General features: G+C 71.2%; 16 protein-coding genes. 9 read left to right on the top strand and 7 right to left on the bottom strand.

Annotation, left to right across the window (positions count from 1 at the left end; translation table 11 throughout):
• Both ABD236_RS01405 and ABD236_RS01400 read left to right on the top strand, forming a co-directional pair.
• Nucleotides 1-927: a PadR family transcriptional regulator gene (locus tag ABD236_RS01405; protein WP_344068851.1), complete on the top strand. Its 927-nt coding sequence runs from the start codon at nt 1-3 to the stop codon at nt 925-927.
• A gap of 222 nt (nt 928-1,149) precedes the next feature.
• Nucleotides 1,150-2,007 (top strand): MBL fold metallo-hydrolase, encoded by an 858-nt coding sequence (locus ABD236_RS01400; protein ID WP_344068848.1) that lies wholly within the window; start codon nt 1,150-1,152, stop codon nt 2,005-2,007.
• Here the strand turns inward: ABD236_RS01400 and ABD236_RS01395 are convergent.
• The 3 genes from ABD236_RS01395 to ABD236_RS01385 form a co-directional block, all read right to left on the bottom strand.
• On the bottom strand, nt 2,004-3,371 hold the full coding sequence (locus ABD236_RS01395; RefSeq protein WP_344068846.1) for a cellulase family glycosylhydrolase: 1,368 nt from the start codon (nt 3,369-3,371) through the stop codon (nt 2,004-2,006). The genes ABD236_RS01400 and ABD236_RS01395 overlap by 4 nt on opposite strands.
• A 65-nt stretch (nt 3,372-3,436) precedes the next feature.
• Nucleotides 3,437-4,402, bottom strand: a complete 966-nt coding sequence (locus ABD236_RS01390) for a zinc-binding dehydrogenase (protein ID WP_344068840.1) — start codon at nt 4,400-4,402, stop codon at nt 3,437-3,439.
• 843 nt (nt 4,403-5,245) lie between these two features.
• Nucleotides 5,246-6,460 (bottom strand): NAD(P)-dependent malic enzyme, encoded by a 1,215-nt coding sequence (locus ABD236_RS01385; RefSeq protein WP_344068837.1) that lies wholly within the window; start codon nt 6,458-6,460, stop codon nt 5,246-5,248.
• Between the two features lie 544 nt (nt 6,461-7,004).
• On the opposite strand from ABD236_RS01385, the gene ABD236_RS01380 reads away from it, so the two are divergent.
• The 4 genes from ABD236_RS01380 to ABD236_RS01365 all read left to right on the top strand — a co-directional run bounded on the left by ABD236_RS01380 (nt 7,005) and on the right by ABD236_RS01365 (nt 10,560).
• The gene (locus tag ABD236_RS01380; RefSeq protein ID WP_344068834.1) at nt 7,005-7,967 is read left to right on the top strand and encodes an ABC transporter substrate-binding protein; all 963 of its coding nucleotides are present in this window, start codon (nt 7,005-7,007) and stop codon (nt 7,965-7,967) included.
• 72 nt (nt 7,968-8,039) lie between these two features.
• Nucleotides 8,040-8,981: an amino acid ABC transporter permease gene (locus ABD236_RS01375; protein ID WP_344068831.1), complete on the top strand. Its 942-nt coding sequence runs from the start codon at nt 8,040-8,042 to the stop codon at nt 8,979-8,981.
• The gene (locus ABD236_RS01370) at nt 8,978-9,739 is read left to right on the top strand and encodes an amino acid ABC transporter ATP-binding protein (RefSeq protein WP_344068828.1); all 762 of its coding nucleotides are present in this window, start codon (nt 8,978-8,980) and stop codon (nt 9,737-9,739) included. Before ABD236_RS01375 ends, ABD236_RS01370 begins: the two co-directional genes overlap by 4 nt.
• A 191-nt stretch (nt 9,740-9,930) precedes the next feature.
• Complete coding sequence (locus ABD236_RS01365; protein WP_344068825.1) at nt 9,931-10,560, top strand: CGNR zinc finger domain-containing protein; 630 nt, start codon at nt 9,931-9,933, stop codon at nt 10,558-10,560.
• Here ABD236_RS01365 and sodX read toward each other — a convergent pair.
• Entirely contained in the window at nt 10,464-10,889 is a 426-nt protein-coding gene (sodX, locus tag ABD236_RS01360; protein ID WP_344068822.1) for a nickel-type superoxide dismutase maturation protease, read from the bottom strand. The two genes, ABD236_RS01365 and sodX, sit on opposite strands and share 97 nt — an antisense overlap.
• A gap of 166 nt (nt 10,890-11,055) precedes the next feature.
• Between sodX and sodN the strand changes: the two genes are divergently transcribed.
• Nucleotides 11,056-11,451 carry a superoxide dismutase, Ni gene (gene sodN, locus ABD236_RS01355; RefSeq protein WP_067163856.1) on the top strand — a complete coding sequence of 132 codons (396 nt, stop codon included), beginning with the start codon at nt 11,056-11,058 and terminating at the stop codon, nt 11,449-11,451.
• Nucleotides 11,452-11,608: 157 nt separating this feature from the next.
• Nucleotides 11,609-12,016 (top strand): VOC family protein, encoded by a 408-nt coding sequence (locus ABD236_RS01350; protein ID WP_344068817.1) that lies wholly within the window; start codon nt 11,609-11,611, stop codon nt 12,014-12,016.
• 52 nt (nt 12,017-12,068) lie between these two features.
• Here ABD236_RS01350 and ABD236_RS01345 read toward each other — a convergent pair whose 3' ends face one another.
• A complete protein-coding gene (locus ABD236_RS01345) occupies nt 12,069-12,512 on the bottom strand; it encodes a DUF6304 family protein (RefSeq protein ID WP_344068814.1) in 444 nt (147 codons plus the stop codon).
• Between the two features lie 58 nt (nt 12,513-12,570).
• Nucleotides 12,571-13,146 (bottom strand): dihydrofolate reductase family protein, encoded by a 576-nt coding sequence (locus ABD236_RS01340; protein ID WP_344068811.1) that lies wholly within the window; start codon nt 13,144-13,146, stop codon nt 12,571-12,573.
• 116 nt (nt 13,147-13,262) lie between these two features.
• On the opposite strand from ABD236_RS01340, the gene ABD236_RS01335 reads away from it, so the two are divergent.
• Nucleotides 13,263-13,835 carry a TetR/AcrR family transcriptional regulator gene (locus ABD236_RS01335; RefSeq protein ID WP_344068808.1) on the top strand — a complete coding sequence of 191 codons (573 nt, stop codon included), beginning with the start codon at nt 13,263-13,265 and terminating at the stop codon, nt 13,833-13,835.
• A gap of 79 nt (nt 13,836-13,914) precedes the next feature.
• On the opposite strand, the gene ABD236_RS01330 is transcribed toward ABD236_RS01335, so the two are convergent.
• Nucleotides 13,915-14,529 carry a GNAT family N-acetyltransferase gene (locus ABD236_RS01330; protein WP_344068805.1) on the bottom strand — a complete coding sequence of 205 codons (615 nt, stop codon included), beginning with the start codon at nt 14,527-14,529 and terminating at the stop codon, nt 13,915-13,917.
• Nucleotides 14,530-14,583: the final 54 nt, after the last annotated feature.

Here is a 14,583-nt window from a genome sequence, read left to right as displayed (position 1 = left end):
ATGCCTCCCGTCTTCGCCCACGGCCGTCTGCGCCTCTACCTCCTCAAGCTGCTCGACGAGGCCCCGCGCCACGGGTACGAGGTGATCCGCCTCCTGGAGGAGCGCTTCCAGGGGCTGTACGCGCCGAGCGCCGGGACGGTCTACCCGCGGCTGGCCAAGCTGGAGGCGGAGGGCCTGGTCACCCACACCAGCGAGGGCGGCCGCAAGGTGTACTCGATCACCGACGCGGGCCGCGCCGAACTGGCGGGCCGCAGCGGCGAGTTGGCCGACCTGGAGCTGGAGATCCGCGAGTCGGTCTCCGAGCTCGCCGCCGAGATCCGGGCGGACGTCCGGGGCGCGGCGGGCGACCTGCGCGACGACGTGCGCCGCCAGGCGCGTGAGGCGCGTGAGGCCCGGACCTCCGGCCCGGCCGAGGGCGAGTCCTGGCTCCAGGCCAAGGAGGAGTTCAAGCGGGCCAAGCAGGAGTGGAAGGAGCAGGCGCGCCGCGCGAAGGACGAGTCGCGCCGCGCCCGCGAGGACGCCCAGCAGGCGCGCCGCCAGGCCAAGGAGGCCCAGGAGAAGGCGCGCGAGCAGGTGCAGCGGGTGGCGGAGCAGGTGCAGGACCACTTCGCGCGGGGCGACTGGCCCACGGGCGTACGGGAGGGTCTGGCGGAGATCACCAGGGAGCTCGGCCGCTTCGGCCGCCCGCCGGCCCGGGAGCCGGCCCCGGCCGCCGCCCCGGCCCGGCCCGCGCCCCCGGTCTGGGCCGACGACCCGGCGACGGGCAACCCGGCCCGCGACCTGGACCGGCTCCTGGACCGCTTCCGCGACGACATCCGCGACGCGGCCCGCGACCACGGCGTGACGGAGTCCCAACTCCGCGACACCCGCCTCCACTTGTCCACGGCGGCAGCCCACATCGGAGCGATCCTCCGGGGCACGGCGTAACGGGCCCGGCCTTCGTCTGCGGCTGAGTGGCCGGTTGCTCGCGCAGTTCCCCGCGCCCCTAGGCACTTAGGGGCGCGGGGAACTGCGCGAGAAGAGGCCACCGGCCCGCAGACGAACACCGGGCCGAAGAGGGGCGCGGGGAACTGCGCGACCAGCCACCCACGGTCCGCAGACGACCGGGGGCCCGGGGGCGCAGCCCCGGGAGGGGGCACACTGGGGTGCGTGATCGATTTTCTCGCCGCACCGGAACCCGCACCCCTCCCCACCCACTGGCACGCCGGCTGGCCCTCCCCCAAGCACGACCCCGCCCCCGAGATCCAGATCCACCCGTACACCGAACACACCCTGCTCCTGCGGCAGAACATGTCCGTGCACTTCGAGGCGCCCTTCCTCTTCCTCCTCTTCGGCAACGAGCGCGCCCTGCTCCTGGACACCGGGGCCAGCCCCGACCCGGCCCACCTCCCGCTGCGCGCCACCGTCGACGCCCTGGTCGACGACTGGCTGAGCCGCCACCCCCGTACCGGGTACGAGCTGGTCGTCGCCCACACCCACGGCCACGGCGACCACATCGCCGCCGACGCGCAGTTCGCGGACCGGCCGCACACCACCGTCGTCCCGCCCGGACTCGACGACGTCATCGGCCACTTCGGCTTCACCGACTGGCCGCGCCGCAACGCCGAGCTCGACCTCGGCGGCCGGGTGCTCGACCTGGTGCCGGGCCCCGGCCACCACCCGGCGGCCGTGGTCTTCTACGACCGGCACACCGGTCTCCTGCTGACCGGCGACTCGCTGTACCCGGGCAGGCTGTACGTGGACGACGCCGCCGCGTACGCCGAGACCGCCGACCGGCTGATCGACTTCTGCGCCGACCGGCCCGTCAGCCACGTCCTCGGCTGCCACATCGAGATGACCACCACCCCGGACGAGGACTACCCGCGCGGCACCACCCACCAGCCCGACGAACCGCCGCTCCAACTCACCGCCGAGCATCTGCACACCCTGCGCCGCGCGCTCGCGGAGACGAACGGCCGCCCGGGCGCGCACCCGTACGGCGACTTCATCCTCGTACACCGGGGCTAGGGCGTGCGCGGCGCGACCGTCACGGTCACCGTCGCGCCCGCCCCCGCCCGGACGTCGACGCCCCGCACCCGGCCGCCCGTCACCTCGATCCGCCACCGCCGCGCCTCGCCCGGCAGCGAGAGCCGGGTGCTGCCGCCGTCGGCGACGTACCCGAGACGGTACGTACGCGTCACCGGGTCGTACGCCTGTGTGCGCACCCGGCCCGCGACCGCGCGCGCGTACGGCGTGGCCATCAGCGCCTTGTTGCCGCGCAGCTCCCCGCCCGCGTCGGCCGCGCAGTAGCCGCCGCCGTAGCACCACACATAGCCCGCCCAGCCGGAGGTGTAGCGCGCCAGCGAGGCCAGGGCGTCGGTGTAGAAGCGCCCCATGTGCGGGAGTTCGTTGTTGAGCGGCCCCCACTCGCCGACCACCACGGGCACCCGGTGCTTCTTCGGGTACGCGGTCACGGCGGCCTCGTACGCCTCGATCCAGCCCGCCGAGGGGTCGTAGTCCGCGCCCGCCTCCATCGCGGTGTTGTAGAAGTGCGGCGCGTACACCGCCTTGGGGTCCTTGATCCTGCCGAGGCCCGTCGGCACGCCCTCGCCCACCGCCGGGGTGGGCTCCACGAAGACCCAGTGCCGCCGGTCGGCCGCGCGCACGGCCCGCGCGAGGCGGTTGTACATCGGCGTCAGCTGCTCGGCCTCGATCCGGCGCGCGGCCGTCGGCGCGTCCTCGCCCTCCCTGAACTCGCCCATCGGCTCGTTGATCAGGTCGTACCCGAAGACCGCCGGATGGTGCGCGAACCGCGCGGCGAGCACCCGCCACATGTCCGCCTGGGCCCGGCGCAGGTCCGCGTCCCCGTACAGATGGGTGAACGCGCGCTGCACGGCGGGCTCGTAGTACTCGGAGAACCAGTCGTCCGGGTGCGGGGTGAACGCCAGCCCGTCCGTCCGGGTCGCCCACGCGGGGATGCCCCGGTGGCCGAACGCGGGGCCGAAGACGTCCTGGTGGGCGTCGATGAGCACCTGGACGTCATAGCGGTGCGCCCAGTCGAGGATCCGCTCGATCCTACGGAGGTACGCCCGGCTGTACCGGCCCCGCTCCGGCTCCAGGTCGTCCCAGAAGACCAGCAGCCGCGCGAAGCCGAAGCCGTGCGCCCGCAGGTCGCGGAAGGTGCGCTCGGTGATCGCGGAGAGCGCCCGGTCGCCCCGGTGCGCCTTGTCCTCGACGTTCCAGCCGCGGAGGGTGAGGGTGCGCCCCCGGTCGTCGGTGAGCCGGGGGATGCCGTCCGCCTCCCGGGCGTGGGCGGCGGGCGCCAGGGAGCCGGCGGCGAGGGCCGCACAACACCCCACCGTCACCAGGACCTTGTTCGTACGTGTACGCAAGGGACACCTCCGGCACGTCGTCGGGTGAGCGTGCCGGAGATCAGATCAGGGATTCTGACGAACCATCAAGAGGTCGTCAGCACGATCTTCCCGAAGACGTCGCCGGACTCGATCCTCTCGAAGCCCTCGCGCGCGCGGTCGAGCGGCAGCACCTCGTCGATGACCGGACGTACGCCGGTCGCCGCGCAGAACGCGAGCAGGTCCTCCAGCTCCTCCTTGGTGCCCATGGTCGAGCCGACCACCTTCAGCTCCAGGAAGAAGATCCGGGTCAGCTCGGCGTGGGCGGGCCGGTCGCCGCTGGTGGCGCCCGAGATGACCAGCGTGCCGCCGGGCTTGAGCGACTTGACGGAGTGCGACCAGGTGGCGGCGCCGACGGTCTCGATCACGGCGTCCACCCGCTCCGGCAGCCGCGCGCCGGACTCGTACGCCTCCAGCGCGCCCAGCTCGACCGCCCGCTTGCGCTTGGCCTCGTCGCGGCTGGTGGCGAAGACGCGGAGCCCGGCGGCTCTGGCGAGCACGATGGCGGCGGTCGCGACCCCGCCTCCCGCGCCCTGCACGAGGACCGAATCACCGGGCCGCACACCCGCGTTGGTGAAGAGCATCCGGTACGCGGTGAGCCAAGCGGTCGGCAGACAGGCGGCCTCGGCGAAGCTGAGCTCCTTGGGCTTGGGCAGCACGTTCCAGGTCGGCACGGCGACCTGCTCGGCGAAGGTGCCCTGGTACTTCTCGGTGAGGATGGAACGGCCCTCGCGCGGCCCCACGCCGTGGCCGCTCTGGCCGATCACGGAGTGCAGCACGACCTCGTTGCCGTCCTGGTCGACCCCGGCCGCGTCGCAGCCCAGGATCATCGGCAGCTTGTCCTCCCCGAGCCCGACCCCGCGCAGCGACCACAGGTCGTGGTGGTTGAGCGAGGCCGCCCGTACGTCGATGAGGGACCAGCCCGGGCGTACCTCGGGGGCGGGCCGCTCCCCCAACTCCAGACCGGAGAGCGGCTGGTCACGGTCGATGCGTGCGGCATAGGCGGCGAACATGGCCCTGACGATAGGCGCGCCCGCCCCCACCCCGGAACCACCCCCGAGTGTGACGCGCCGCACGACGCCCTGGGCGAACGATCCGGGTTACAACCCCCACATCCCCCAAGGGGCGCGGCCCCACGCACGGCCCGCAGGTCCGAACGGGACGGAGGGCGCAGCCCGACTTCAAGGGGCGCGGGGAACTGCGCGCCCAGCCACGACGCACCCGCAGACCCGAAACGGGACGGAGGGCGCAGCCCGACCCAAAGGGGCGCGGGGAACTGCGCGACCAGCCACGCACGGTCCGCACCCGCGAAGGCATCCGCAGGACCGGGGCAGGGGGCGGGGGGTGCGCAGCCCGGCGGACCGGGGGCGCCGCTGCGCCCACCCGTGCCGCCCCTAGCGGCACGACTGCCCGCAGCGGCGGGGGGGGGGAGGCATCGCGCGGCGGCCCGCAGCGGCGGGGGGCACGCGGCAGCCCGCAGCGAGCGGTGGCGGGGAACGGCAGGGCAGCGGGGAAGGGCGGCGCAGCGGCCACAGCGAACAGCGCAGGGACGGCGCGACAGCCCGCAGGCGGGGCAGGGAAGCGCGGCGCAGCGGCCCGACAGGCGGCAGGGCAGGGGCGGTGCGACAGTCGGGAGGGCGAGCAGCGCAGGAGCGCCGTGACAGCCCACATGCGGGGCAGGGACGAGGCGGCGGCCCGGCAGGGCAGGGGCGGCGGCCCGGCAGCAGGGGCGGGGGCCCGGCGGCGGCCCGCAGGCCCGGCAGGGCCGGGACCGGGCGGCGGGCCGCAGGACCGGCGGCCGGAAACGGTCCCGGCGGCCGCCCCCTCAGACGGAGGTGGCCGCCGGGGCCGGCGCGTCAGCGCCGGGCCACGCCCTCCGCCCGCGCCGCCGCCGCGACCGCCGCCGTCACGGCGGGAGCGACCCGCTCGTCGAACGGGGACGGGATCACGTAATCGGCCGCCAGATCCGCGCCGACCACGTCGGCCAGCGCGTTCGCCGCCGCGATCTTCATCCCCTCGGTGATCCGGGAGGCCCGGACCTGGAGGGCGCCCGCGAAGATGCCCGGGAACGCCAGCACGTTGTTGATCTGGTTCGGGTAGTCCGAACGGCCCGTGGCGACCACCGACGCGTACTTGTGCGCGATGTCCGGGTGGACCTCCGGGTTCGGGTTGGCCATGGCGAACACGAACGCGCCGGGCGCCATCGAGGCCACCGCCGCCTCCGGCACCGTACCGCCGGAGACGCCGATGAAGACGTCCGCGCCGGCCAGCGCGGTCTCCAGGGAGCCGGACAGACCCGCCTTGTTCGTGATCGAGGCCAGCTCGCGCTTGACGTCGGTCAGATCCGTACGGTCCCGGCTGACGATGCCCTTGCGGTCCGCGACCGCCACGTCGCCCAGGCCCGCCTCCAGGAGGAACTTGGCGATGGCCACACCGGCCGCGCCGGCGCCCGAGATCACGCCCCGCAGCTCGCCGAGCGTCCGCCCGGTGAGCTTCGCCGCGTTGCGCAGCGCCGCGAGGGTGACCACCGCGGTGCCGTGCTGGTCGTCGTGGAAGACCGGAATGTCCAGGGCCTCCTGGAGCCGCCGCTCGATCTCGAAGCAGCGCGGCGCCGAGATGTCCTCCAGGTTCACTCCGCCGAAGGACGGCGCCAGACGCACGACCGTCTCGATGATCTCGTCCGTGTCGGTGGTCGCGAGCGCGATGGGCACCGCGTCGACCCCGCCGAACTGCTTGAAGAGGATGGCCTTGCCCTCCATCACGGGGAGGGACGCCTCGGGGCCGATGTCACCCAGCCCGAGCACGGCCGTGCCGTCCGTGACGACGGCGACGACCTGGGACTTCCAGGTGTAGTCGTGGACCAGTTCCGGGTTCTCCGCGATCGCGGTGCACACCTTCGCCACGCCCGGCGTGTAGGCCAGGGACAGGTCGTCCCGGTCCCGGATGGGCACGGTGGCCTGCACGGCCATCTTGCCGCCCCGGTGCAGGGCGAAGGCCGGATCGAAGGGCTCCTCCGAGGAACCCTGGTCGGTACTGCTGTCGCTGCGAGGATTGACGATCTCCGCTGCCATTTTGATTTGACCCCTTAAGTCTTCATCAGTTGAGGGTGGCCACTCCTTGTTGAGGAGGGGTGGGTGGGCACCACGCACGTTCCCCGCGGAAGCGGTTGGCCCGCCCCGCAGGGAGGAGGTACGTACGCGCGGGCGCGCCGCACAACGCGCCCTGAGCCCCGGATGAGGGGTGTAAGGATCCTTCTTACCGGACGGAGGGGTGCGCCGAGTAGTCCATTTCGACTGCGGAACGCCGTGGTGACACGACTCATAGCGGCATGTCTGGACAAGTGAGCTATGCGGCATGAAACGCGTCCACAACGCGAGATGAACCGCAGATTTTCCGGCCGGTCCAGAGGAAACCCGCACAAGGTCCGGCCTTGGTGTACCGGCCCGTTGGGGTTGGGGGGTGACCCGTTATCCGATTTTGACATGCGCGCCCCCCTGATTCCGCAGGTCCGAATGGCAAGATGCCGACACAACACGGTCGTGTCGCCCAACGGCGGGCACCACGGCCCACTGTTCACTCACTGGCCACTCCCTCACCCGCCGGAGGAACCCGACCATGACCGCAAGCACCACCCGTCGTACGACCGCCGCCTCGTCCCGGATTGCCGCGGTCGGCGCGATCGCGGTCGCCGGCGCCCTGCTGCTCACCGGCTGCGGAGACCAGACGAAGAGCAAGGACAACGGGGGCTCCAGCTCGGCCGCCACCAGCAAGGCCCCGCTCTTCTCCAAGCTGCCCAAGGCGATCCAGGACAAGGGCGTCATCAAGGTCGGCTCGGACATCGCGTACGCCCCGGTCGAGTTCAAGGACAAGGACGGCAAGACCGCCGGTATCGACCCGGACCTCGCCGACGCCCTGGGCAAGCAGCTGGGCGTGAAGTTCCAGTTCGAGAACGGCACCTTCGACACCCTGGTCACCGGTCTGCGCGCCAAGCGGTACGACATGGCCATGTCGGCCATGACGGACACCAAGGACCGCCAGAACGGCGTGGACTCGGACACCAAGAAGAAGGTCGGCGAGGGCGCCGACTTCGTGGACTACTTCACCGCCGGTGTGTCGATCTACACTGCGAAGGGCAAGGACCAGGGCATCAAGACCTGGGACGACCTCTGTGGCAAGAAGATCGTGGTCCAGCGCGGCACGGTCTCCGAGGACCTCGCCAAGAAGCAGTCCGAGAAGTGCGGCGACAAGGGCAAGATCTCGATCGAGGCCTTCGACACGGACCAGCAGGCCCAGACCCGGCTGCGCTCCGGCGGCGCCGACGCCGGCTCCTCGGACTTCCCGGTCGCCGCGTACGCGGTGAAGACCTCGGGCGGCGGCAAGGACTTCCAGATCGTCGGCGAGCAGGTCGAGGCGGCCCCGTACGGCATCGCCGTCTCCAAGGAGAACACCCAGCTGCGCGACGCCCTCAAGGAGGCGCTCGACGCGATCATCAAGAGCGGTGACTACGACAAGGTCATCGCGAAGTGGGGCGTCGAGGCCGGCGCCGTGAAGGAAGCCAAGATCAACGGCGGCGTCTGAACCTCCCCGCTCCAGGCGCGCTCCGCCCCGTCCCCGGGCGGAGGGCCTGAAGGCTTCTGAAAGGCAACACCCGTGACTGTTGACGTCAACAAGACGGAGCCGGCGGACACCCCGCCCCCCGCCGCTCCGGAGAGCATCAAAGCGATCCCGGTCCGCCACTACGGCCGGTACGTCTCCGCCGTGATCGCGATCGCCCTGCTCGCCGCGATCATCTACGCGTTCAGCCAGGGCAAGATCAACTGGGGAGCCATCCCCGACTACTTCTTCGACGACCGCATCCTCGACGGCGTCGGCCAGACCCTGCTGCTGACCGTGCTGTCCATGGCGATCGGCATCGTGGGCGGCATCCTGCTCGCCGTGATGCGCCTGTCGAAGAACCCGGTGACCTCGTCGATCGCCTGGTTCTACATCTGGTTCTTCCGGGGCACCCCGGTCCTGGTCCAGCTGATGGTCTGGTTCAACCTGGGCCTGGTCTTCGAGTACATCAACCTCGGACCGATCTACAAGGACTACTGGTCCTCGTTCATGACGCCACTGCTCACGGCGCTGCTCGGGCTCGGGCTCAACGAGGCCGCGTACATGGCGGAGATCTGCCGCGCCGGTCTGCTCGCGGTCGACGAGGGCCAGACCGAGGCCGCCCACGCGCTGGGCATGAGCCACGGCAAGACCCTGCGCCGGATCGTGATCCCGCAGGCGATGCGCGTGATCGTGCCGCCGACGGGCAACGAGGTCATCAACATGCTGAAGACCACCTCGCTGGTCTCGGCGGTGCAGTTCTACGAGCTGCTGCGCCAGGCCCAGGACATCGGCCAGACCTCCGGCGCCTCGGTCGAGATGCTGTTCCTGGCCGCCACCTGGTACCTGATCCTGACCACGGTCTTCTCGATCGGCCAGTACTACCTGGAGCGCTACTACGCCCGCGGCTCCACCCGCGCGCTCCCGCCCACCCCGTTCCAGCGGATCAAGGCCAATGTGGCCTCGTTCCGTCGCACCCCGAAGGCGGTGACCCGATGACCGCCATGGTGAAGTCCGAAGGCGTGCACAAGTCCTACGGCGCCGTCGAGGTCCTCAAGGGCATCGACCTGGAGGTGGCCGAGGGCGAGGTGTTCTGTCTGATCGGCCCCTCCGGCTCCGGCAAGTCGACCTTCCTGCGGTGCATCAACCACCTGGAGAAGATCAACGGCGGCCGGCTGTACGTGGACGGCGAGCTCGTCGGCTACCGCCAGAAGGGCGACAAGCTCTACGAGCTGAAGGACAGCGAGGTCGCGCTCAAGCGCCGTGACATCGGCATGGTCTTCCAGCGCTTCAACCTGTTCCCGCACATGACGGCGCTGGAGAACGTCATGGAGGCGCCGATCCAGGTCAGGGGCGAGAGCAAGGCCGTGGTCCGCGAGCGGGCGGAGAAGCTGCTCGACCGGGTCGGCCTGGCCGACAAGGCGCGCAACTACCCCTCGCAGCTCTCCGGCGGCCAGCAGCAGCGTGTGGCGATCGCCCGCGCGCTGGCCATGGAGCCCAAGCTGATGCTCTTCGACGAGCCGACCTCCGCGCTCGACCCGGAGCTGGTCGGCGACGTGCTGGACGTCATGCGGGGCCTGGCCGAGGACGGCATGACCATGATCGTGGTGACCCACGAGATGGGCTTCGCCCGCGAGGTCGGCGACTCGCTGGTGTTCATGGACGGCGGTGTGGTGGTCGAGTCGGGCCACCCGCGCGATGTGCTGACCAACCCGCAGCACGACCGGACGAAGTCGTTCCTGTCGAAGGTGCTGTAGGCGCCGAAGGCGCTGCGGGCGCGGACGCGCCGTGAGTGCGGAACGGGGCGGTAGGGGCCGAGCGGGCCCCTACCGCCCCTTTCCGCTCTTTGGGTCCGTTTCGCCAGTGGCCGACTTCGTACCCGCCGAACAGTTCCACGTAATACCCTCGAAGCGCGCCCAGCCGTTACTGACCGCCGTAAGGATTACACGTGGAACTGGCCTATTACTCGGACTACGCCGTGCGCCTGGTCAACACCGAGGAGCCGGCCCGTAACAAGGACTCCCTGACGACGGTCGAGGTGATCCGGGAGCTGTTCACCTCGGATTCGACCACGGCCCGCCGCGCCACCGAGGCCGACGTGCCCCGGCTGCGGGCGGTGCGGGCAAGGCTGCGCGCGGTGTTCGAGGCGGCCGACGCGGGCGAGGAGGTACGGGCGGTGGACCTGCTCAACTCGCTGCTCCTGGAGTTCCCGGTCAGCCCGCAGATCTCCGGGCACGACCACCGGGACGAGGACGGCAGCCCGCTGTGGCACATGCACCTCGCGGACCACACCTCGAACGCGACAGCGGGCTACGCGGCGCTCGCGTCCATGGGCCTGGCCTTCCATCTGACCGAGTACGGGGTGGACCGGCTCGGCCTGTGCGAGGCAGCGCCGTGCCGCAACGCCTACCTCGACACCTCCACCAACCGCTCCCGGCGCTACTGCTCGGACCGGTGCGCCACCCGGGCGAACGTGGCGGCCTACCGGGCGCGCAAGCGCCTGGAGACCGACCGGTCCGCGAACACCGGCCGCAGCGCCGAGAGCGCCCAGGACAGCACCACGCCGACCGAGCGCTGACGCCCGCGGGTCAGCGGCCGGTAGCGGCCGCGCACCCGCCCGAGCACCAGCTCGCACGGCACGCTCCCGAAGGCCCGGCTGTCCACGACCTCGTCGTCGGGGTTGTCGCCGAGCACCCACCAGCCGCCCTCGCGCAGCTCGATCAGCCGCTTGACGATGAGCAGATCCTGCTGGAGCGGATGCCGCAGCACCGCGATGTCGCCCGCCCGCAGCTCGCTCCCGTAGTGCACCAGCAGCTGATCGCCGTGGAGCAGCGTCGGCACCATGGAGGTGCCAGTCACCTCCGCGATCCCCAACGGCACCCTCGGCTCCCGCCCCTGATCCGTCATCCGCCACCCACCTCCCGGTACCCGGTGCACTCCCACGGTACGTTCCGCCACGAGTCCCATGGTGACCCTGGACTTTTGTCCTAAGCCCCCGGGGGCACTCGCGAAAACGGGCCTTCCACCGAGTAATGTCCCACCTGAGAAGACGATCACGAGGAAGGACAGCTCAATGCTTTCCCGCCTGTTTGCCCCCAAGGTGAAGGTCAGCGCCCACTGCGACCTCCCCTGCGGCGTGTACGACCCGGCCCAGGCCCGTATCGAGGCCGAGTCGGTCAAGGCCGTGCAGGAGAAGTTCCAGGCCAACGAGGACCCGCACTTCCGTGCGCGTGCCGTGGTCATCAAGGAGCAGCGCGCCGAGCTCGCCAAGCACCACGTCTCGGTGCTCTGGAGCGACTACTTCAAGCCCCCGCACTTCGAGAAGTACCCCCAGCTGCACCAGCTGGTCAACGACACCCTGAAGGCCCTCTCGGCCGCCAAGGCGTCGACGGACCCGAAGACGGGCGAGAAGGCGCTGGAGCTCATCGCCGAGATCGACCGCATCTTCTGGGAGACGAAGAAGGCGTAACGCCTCCTTCGCCGCTCCGGCGAAAGCGGTACACGACAGCACCCGGCATCCGCGCGGAGCCGGGTGCTGTCGGCGTGTGCGGGCCGCTGTGGACCGTCGATTTCCGGCCTGGTGTCCCGCCCTCCCGGAACATGATCCTCCGGGATAGGTTCGGAGCATGGCACCTCTCGCACCCCCCTACACCCGGCTCCTGGTGGAGCGTTACGAGCCGACCTTCCGCTTCTACGCGGCCGTGCTGCCCAAGCTGAGCGGCTGCTCGCTGGCGCGCGGCACCGAGGCGTCGGGGTACGCCAGCTGGGACGACTGCGAGGGGCGGACCACGTTCGCGCTCTTCGCGCGGGCCGCGATGGCCGCCGCCGTCGGTGACGAGAACGTGCCGGTCGGGGCCTCCCTCGTCATCCGGGTGGACGGGCCCGAGGCACTGGACGCCGGGGTGGAGCTCTGTACGTCCGCCGGCGCCACCGTGGTCGCCCCGGCGCAGGACCGGCCGCAGTGGGGGCCGACGATGCGGGCCGCGCATCTGCACGACCCGGACGGCAATCTGGTGGAGCTCCAGACGTACTGAGACGGCCCGGGGCCCGTCCGTGGACGGGCCCCGGGGGGAGCGGTCGGTCGGGTCAGATGCTTTCGAGCACGGACGGCTGGAGATGGGCGCCGTACGGGAGTTGGCGGCGGATGTCGTCCAGGACCGATCCGAAGTCGAGCTCCGCGCGCCCCGAGGCGTACACCGCTCCCCCGAGGTGCAGCGCGAGCCCCAGGTCGGGCTCGGGCGGCTTGAGGGAGAGCAGACAGCTCAGGGTGGCCTGGTGGAGGGCGCCGTCGGCGGAGGCGACCGGTACCGGCATGTCCCATTCCAGGACGAAGTCGCGCAGGGAGCCGCCGTCGAGCACGAACGAGCCCTCCGTCGGTATGCCCGGTACCGGGCCGAGCGAGTCGAACCCGGCTCCGGCGAAGTCGACTCCCCTGATGCGGGTGTGCAGTTGGGTCCCGTCGGCGGTGATCGTCAGCGCTTCGGATCCATGGCGGTCTCGGTACCAGCCCGCCCAGGACTGTGTGGTCATGGGCGGGAGATTAGCGGCGCAAGCTGCCGTTCGTCACAGGGCGTGACCGAAATGGGAGTTAGCGCTTCCTTGTGTAAGTGGTGACGACTGTACCGTTTTCGAAGGAACGGCTGCCCGTCGGCAGGAACGCCCGGGGGCCGAACTCCGCCCGGAACAAGGGGATTCCGGCGCCCGCGACAACCGGGTAGCTCTTGATGACGAGCTCGTCGATCTCGTCGATGAGCTGCCCGGCGAGGTCGGCGCCGCCGCAGAGGTAGATGTCCAGGCCCTCCTCGCGCTTGAGCTCGCGCACGAACGCCACCGGGTCATCGGAGACGATCTCGACGGCCGGGTCGGGGGACGCGTCGAGGCTGCGCGAGAAGACGATCTGGCGCAGATGGGCGTAGGGGCTGGTGATGCCCTCCTTGAGGGCGGGGTCGTACGTCCCCCTGCCCATCACCACCGTGTCGTAGCGCCGGTTGGGCACCTCGTCGACGCCCAGGACCCGGCGGGCGGCGGTCGGCAGCGTGTCGGCGAATTCGCCGGCCAGGAAGCCGACGAACTCCTCGCTCAGCGGATAGAAGTCGTACGTCCCGTCCGGAGCGGCGATGAAACCGTCGATGGTGAGGGCGATGTAGTACGAGAGCTTGCGCAAGCTGGCCTCTTCCGGCTCGGGTGCGTGGTCGGCGATGAACCACTTCGAGTAAAGTACTTTGGGTGTAGTGGTTGCGCAAGGCCCTTGGGTCGGGCACGTCGGAAAGAGGAGTCGTGATGGTCAGGAACCCGGAACGCAGGACCGCTCTCGTGGACGCGGCGATCGAGGTGCTGGCGCGCGAGGGCGCGCGAGGGCTGACCTTTCGCGCCGTCGACACGGAGGCCGGGGTGCCGCCCGGCACCGCCTCCAACTACTTCACCAGCAGGGACGACCTGTTCACCCAGGCGGGGCGGCACATCCACGTACGGATGACACCGGATCCGGCCGAGGTGAGCGAGGCGATGCGGCCCGGGCCCTCGCGGGAGCTGGTCGGCTCGCTGATGCACTGGCTGCTGCGGCGGATCGTCAAGGAGCGCACCGGCTACCTCGCCATGCTGGAGCTGCGCCTGGAGGCCACCCGCAGGCCGGAGCTGCGGGAGGCGCTGACCGAGGCCGTCCGGGGCGATCTGGAGGCGAACATCGCCTTCCACCTGGAGGCCGGGCTGCCGGGGGACGCGGACACGGTACGGCTGCTCTACTTCGCCATGACCGGCCTGCTGGTCGAACACCTCACCCTGCCGGACGTGCTCGGCCCGGACCAGACGGACCGCCTGGTGGAAATGATCGTGGCCAGGGTGGTGGCCCCTTGAGGGGCGCGGGGAACTGCGCGACCAGCCACAGGCGGTCCGCAGCCGAACGCGAAGGCCGAATGAACTGTCCTGCGAGCGCTCAAGCTCCCGGTTCGCGCCACATCGGGTACATCAGCGGCCCGTCCGGCAGCCGCAGCGGCTCACCGAGGTGCACGAAGCCCAGCCGTTCGTACAGCACGGAGCTGCGCGCGCTGCTCGCCTCCAGATAGGCCGGCAGGCCTTCCCGGTCGCAGCGCTCCAGGACGGGCGCCATCAGCGCGGCCCCCGCGCCCTGGCCCTGGCGGTCCGGGGCGACCGCTATCAGCAGCAGATAGGTGTGGGCGCGGCCGTGCGGATGGACGGACCCGGTGAGCCGGCCGATCAGCTCCACCCGCTCGTTCGCCGGGTCGACGGCGGCCCGCAGCTGCGCAGGGCCGTCCTCCTCGCCCTCCTCCGGCTCGGCGGGGACATCGATCCACAGGGCCGTCGCCGTGCCGTCCCCGGTGAGGTCGACATGGCCCTCGGCGAGCGAGATCTCCAGGAAGGCGCGCATCAGATGGCGGTGCGTCGCGCGCCGGTGCGCCGGGTCCGGGAAGACCCAGCTGCTCACCGGGTCGTCCTGGAACGCCTCGTCGAGCAGGGCCACCACCGCCTCGACGGCCTTCTCGTCGCCCGGCTCCACCCGCCGTATGTCCGTGCCCGGTTCCGTGCTCATACAGACCGCCCCTGTTCGCATTCCGGTCATCCTCAACTGATCGGAACGATCCTA

The organism is Streptomyces crystallinus (genome assembly GCF_039521265.1).
GTDB classification, from domain to species: domain Bacteria; phylum Actinomycetota; class Actinomycetes; order Streptomycetales; family Streptomycetaceae; genus Streptomyces; species Streptomyces crystallinus.
The sequence above is the reverse complement of the archived record's forward strand: the minus strand, read 5'-3'. Positions and strand labels throughout refer to the sequence as shown.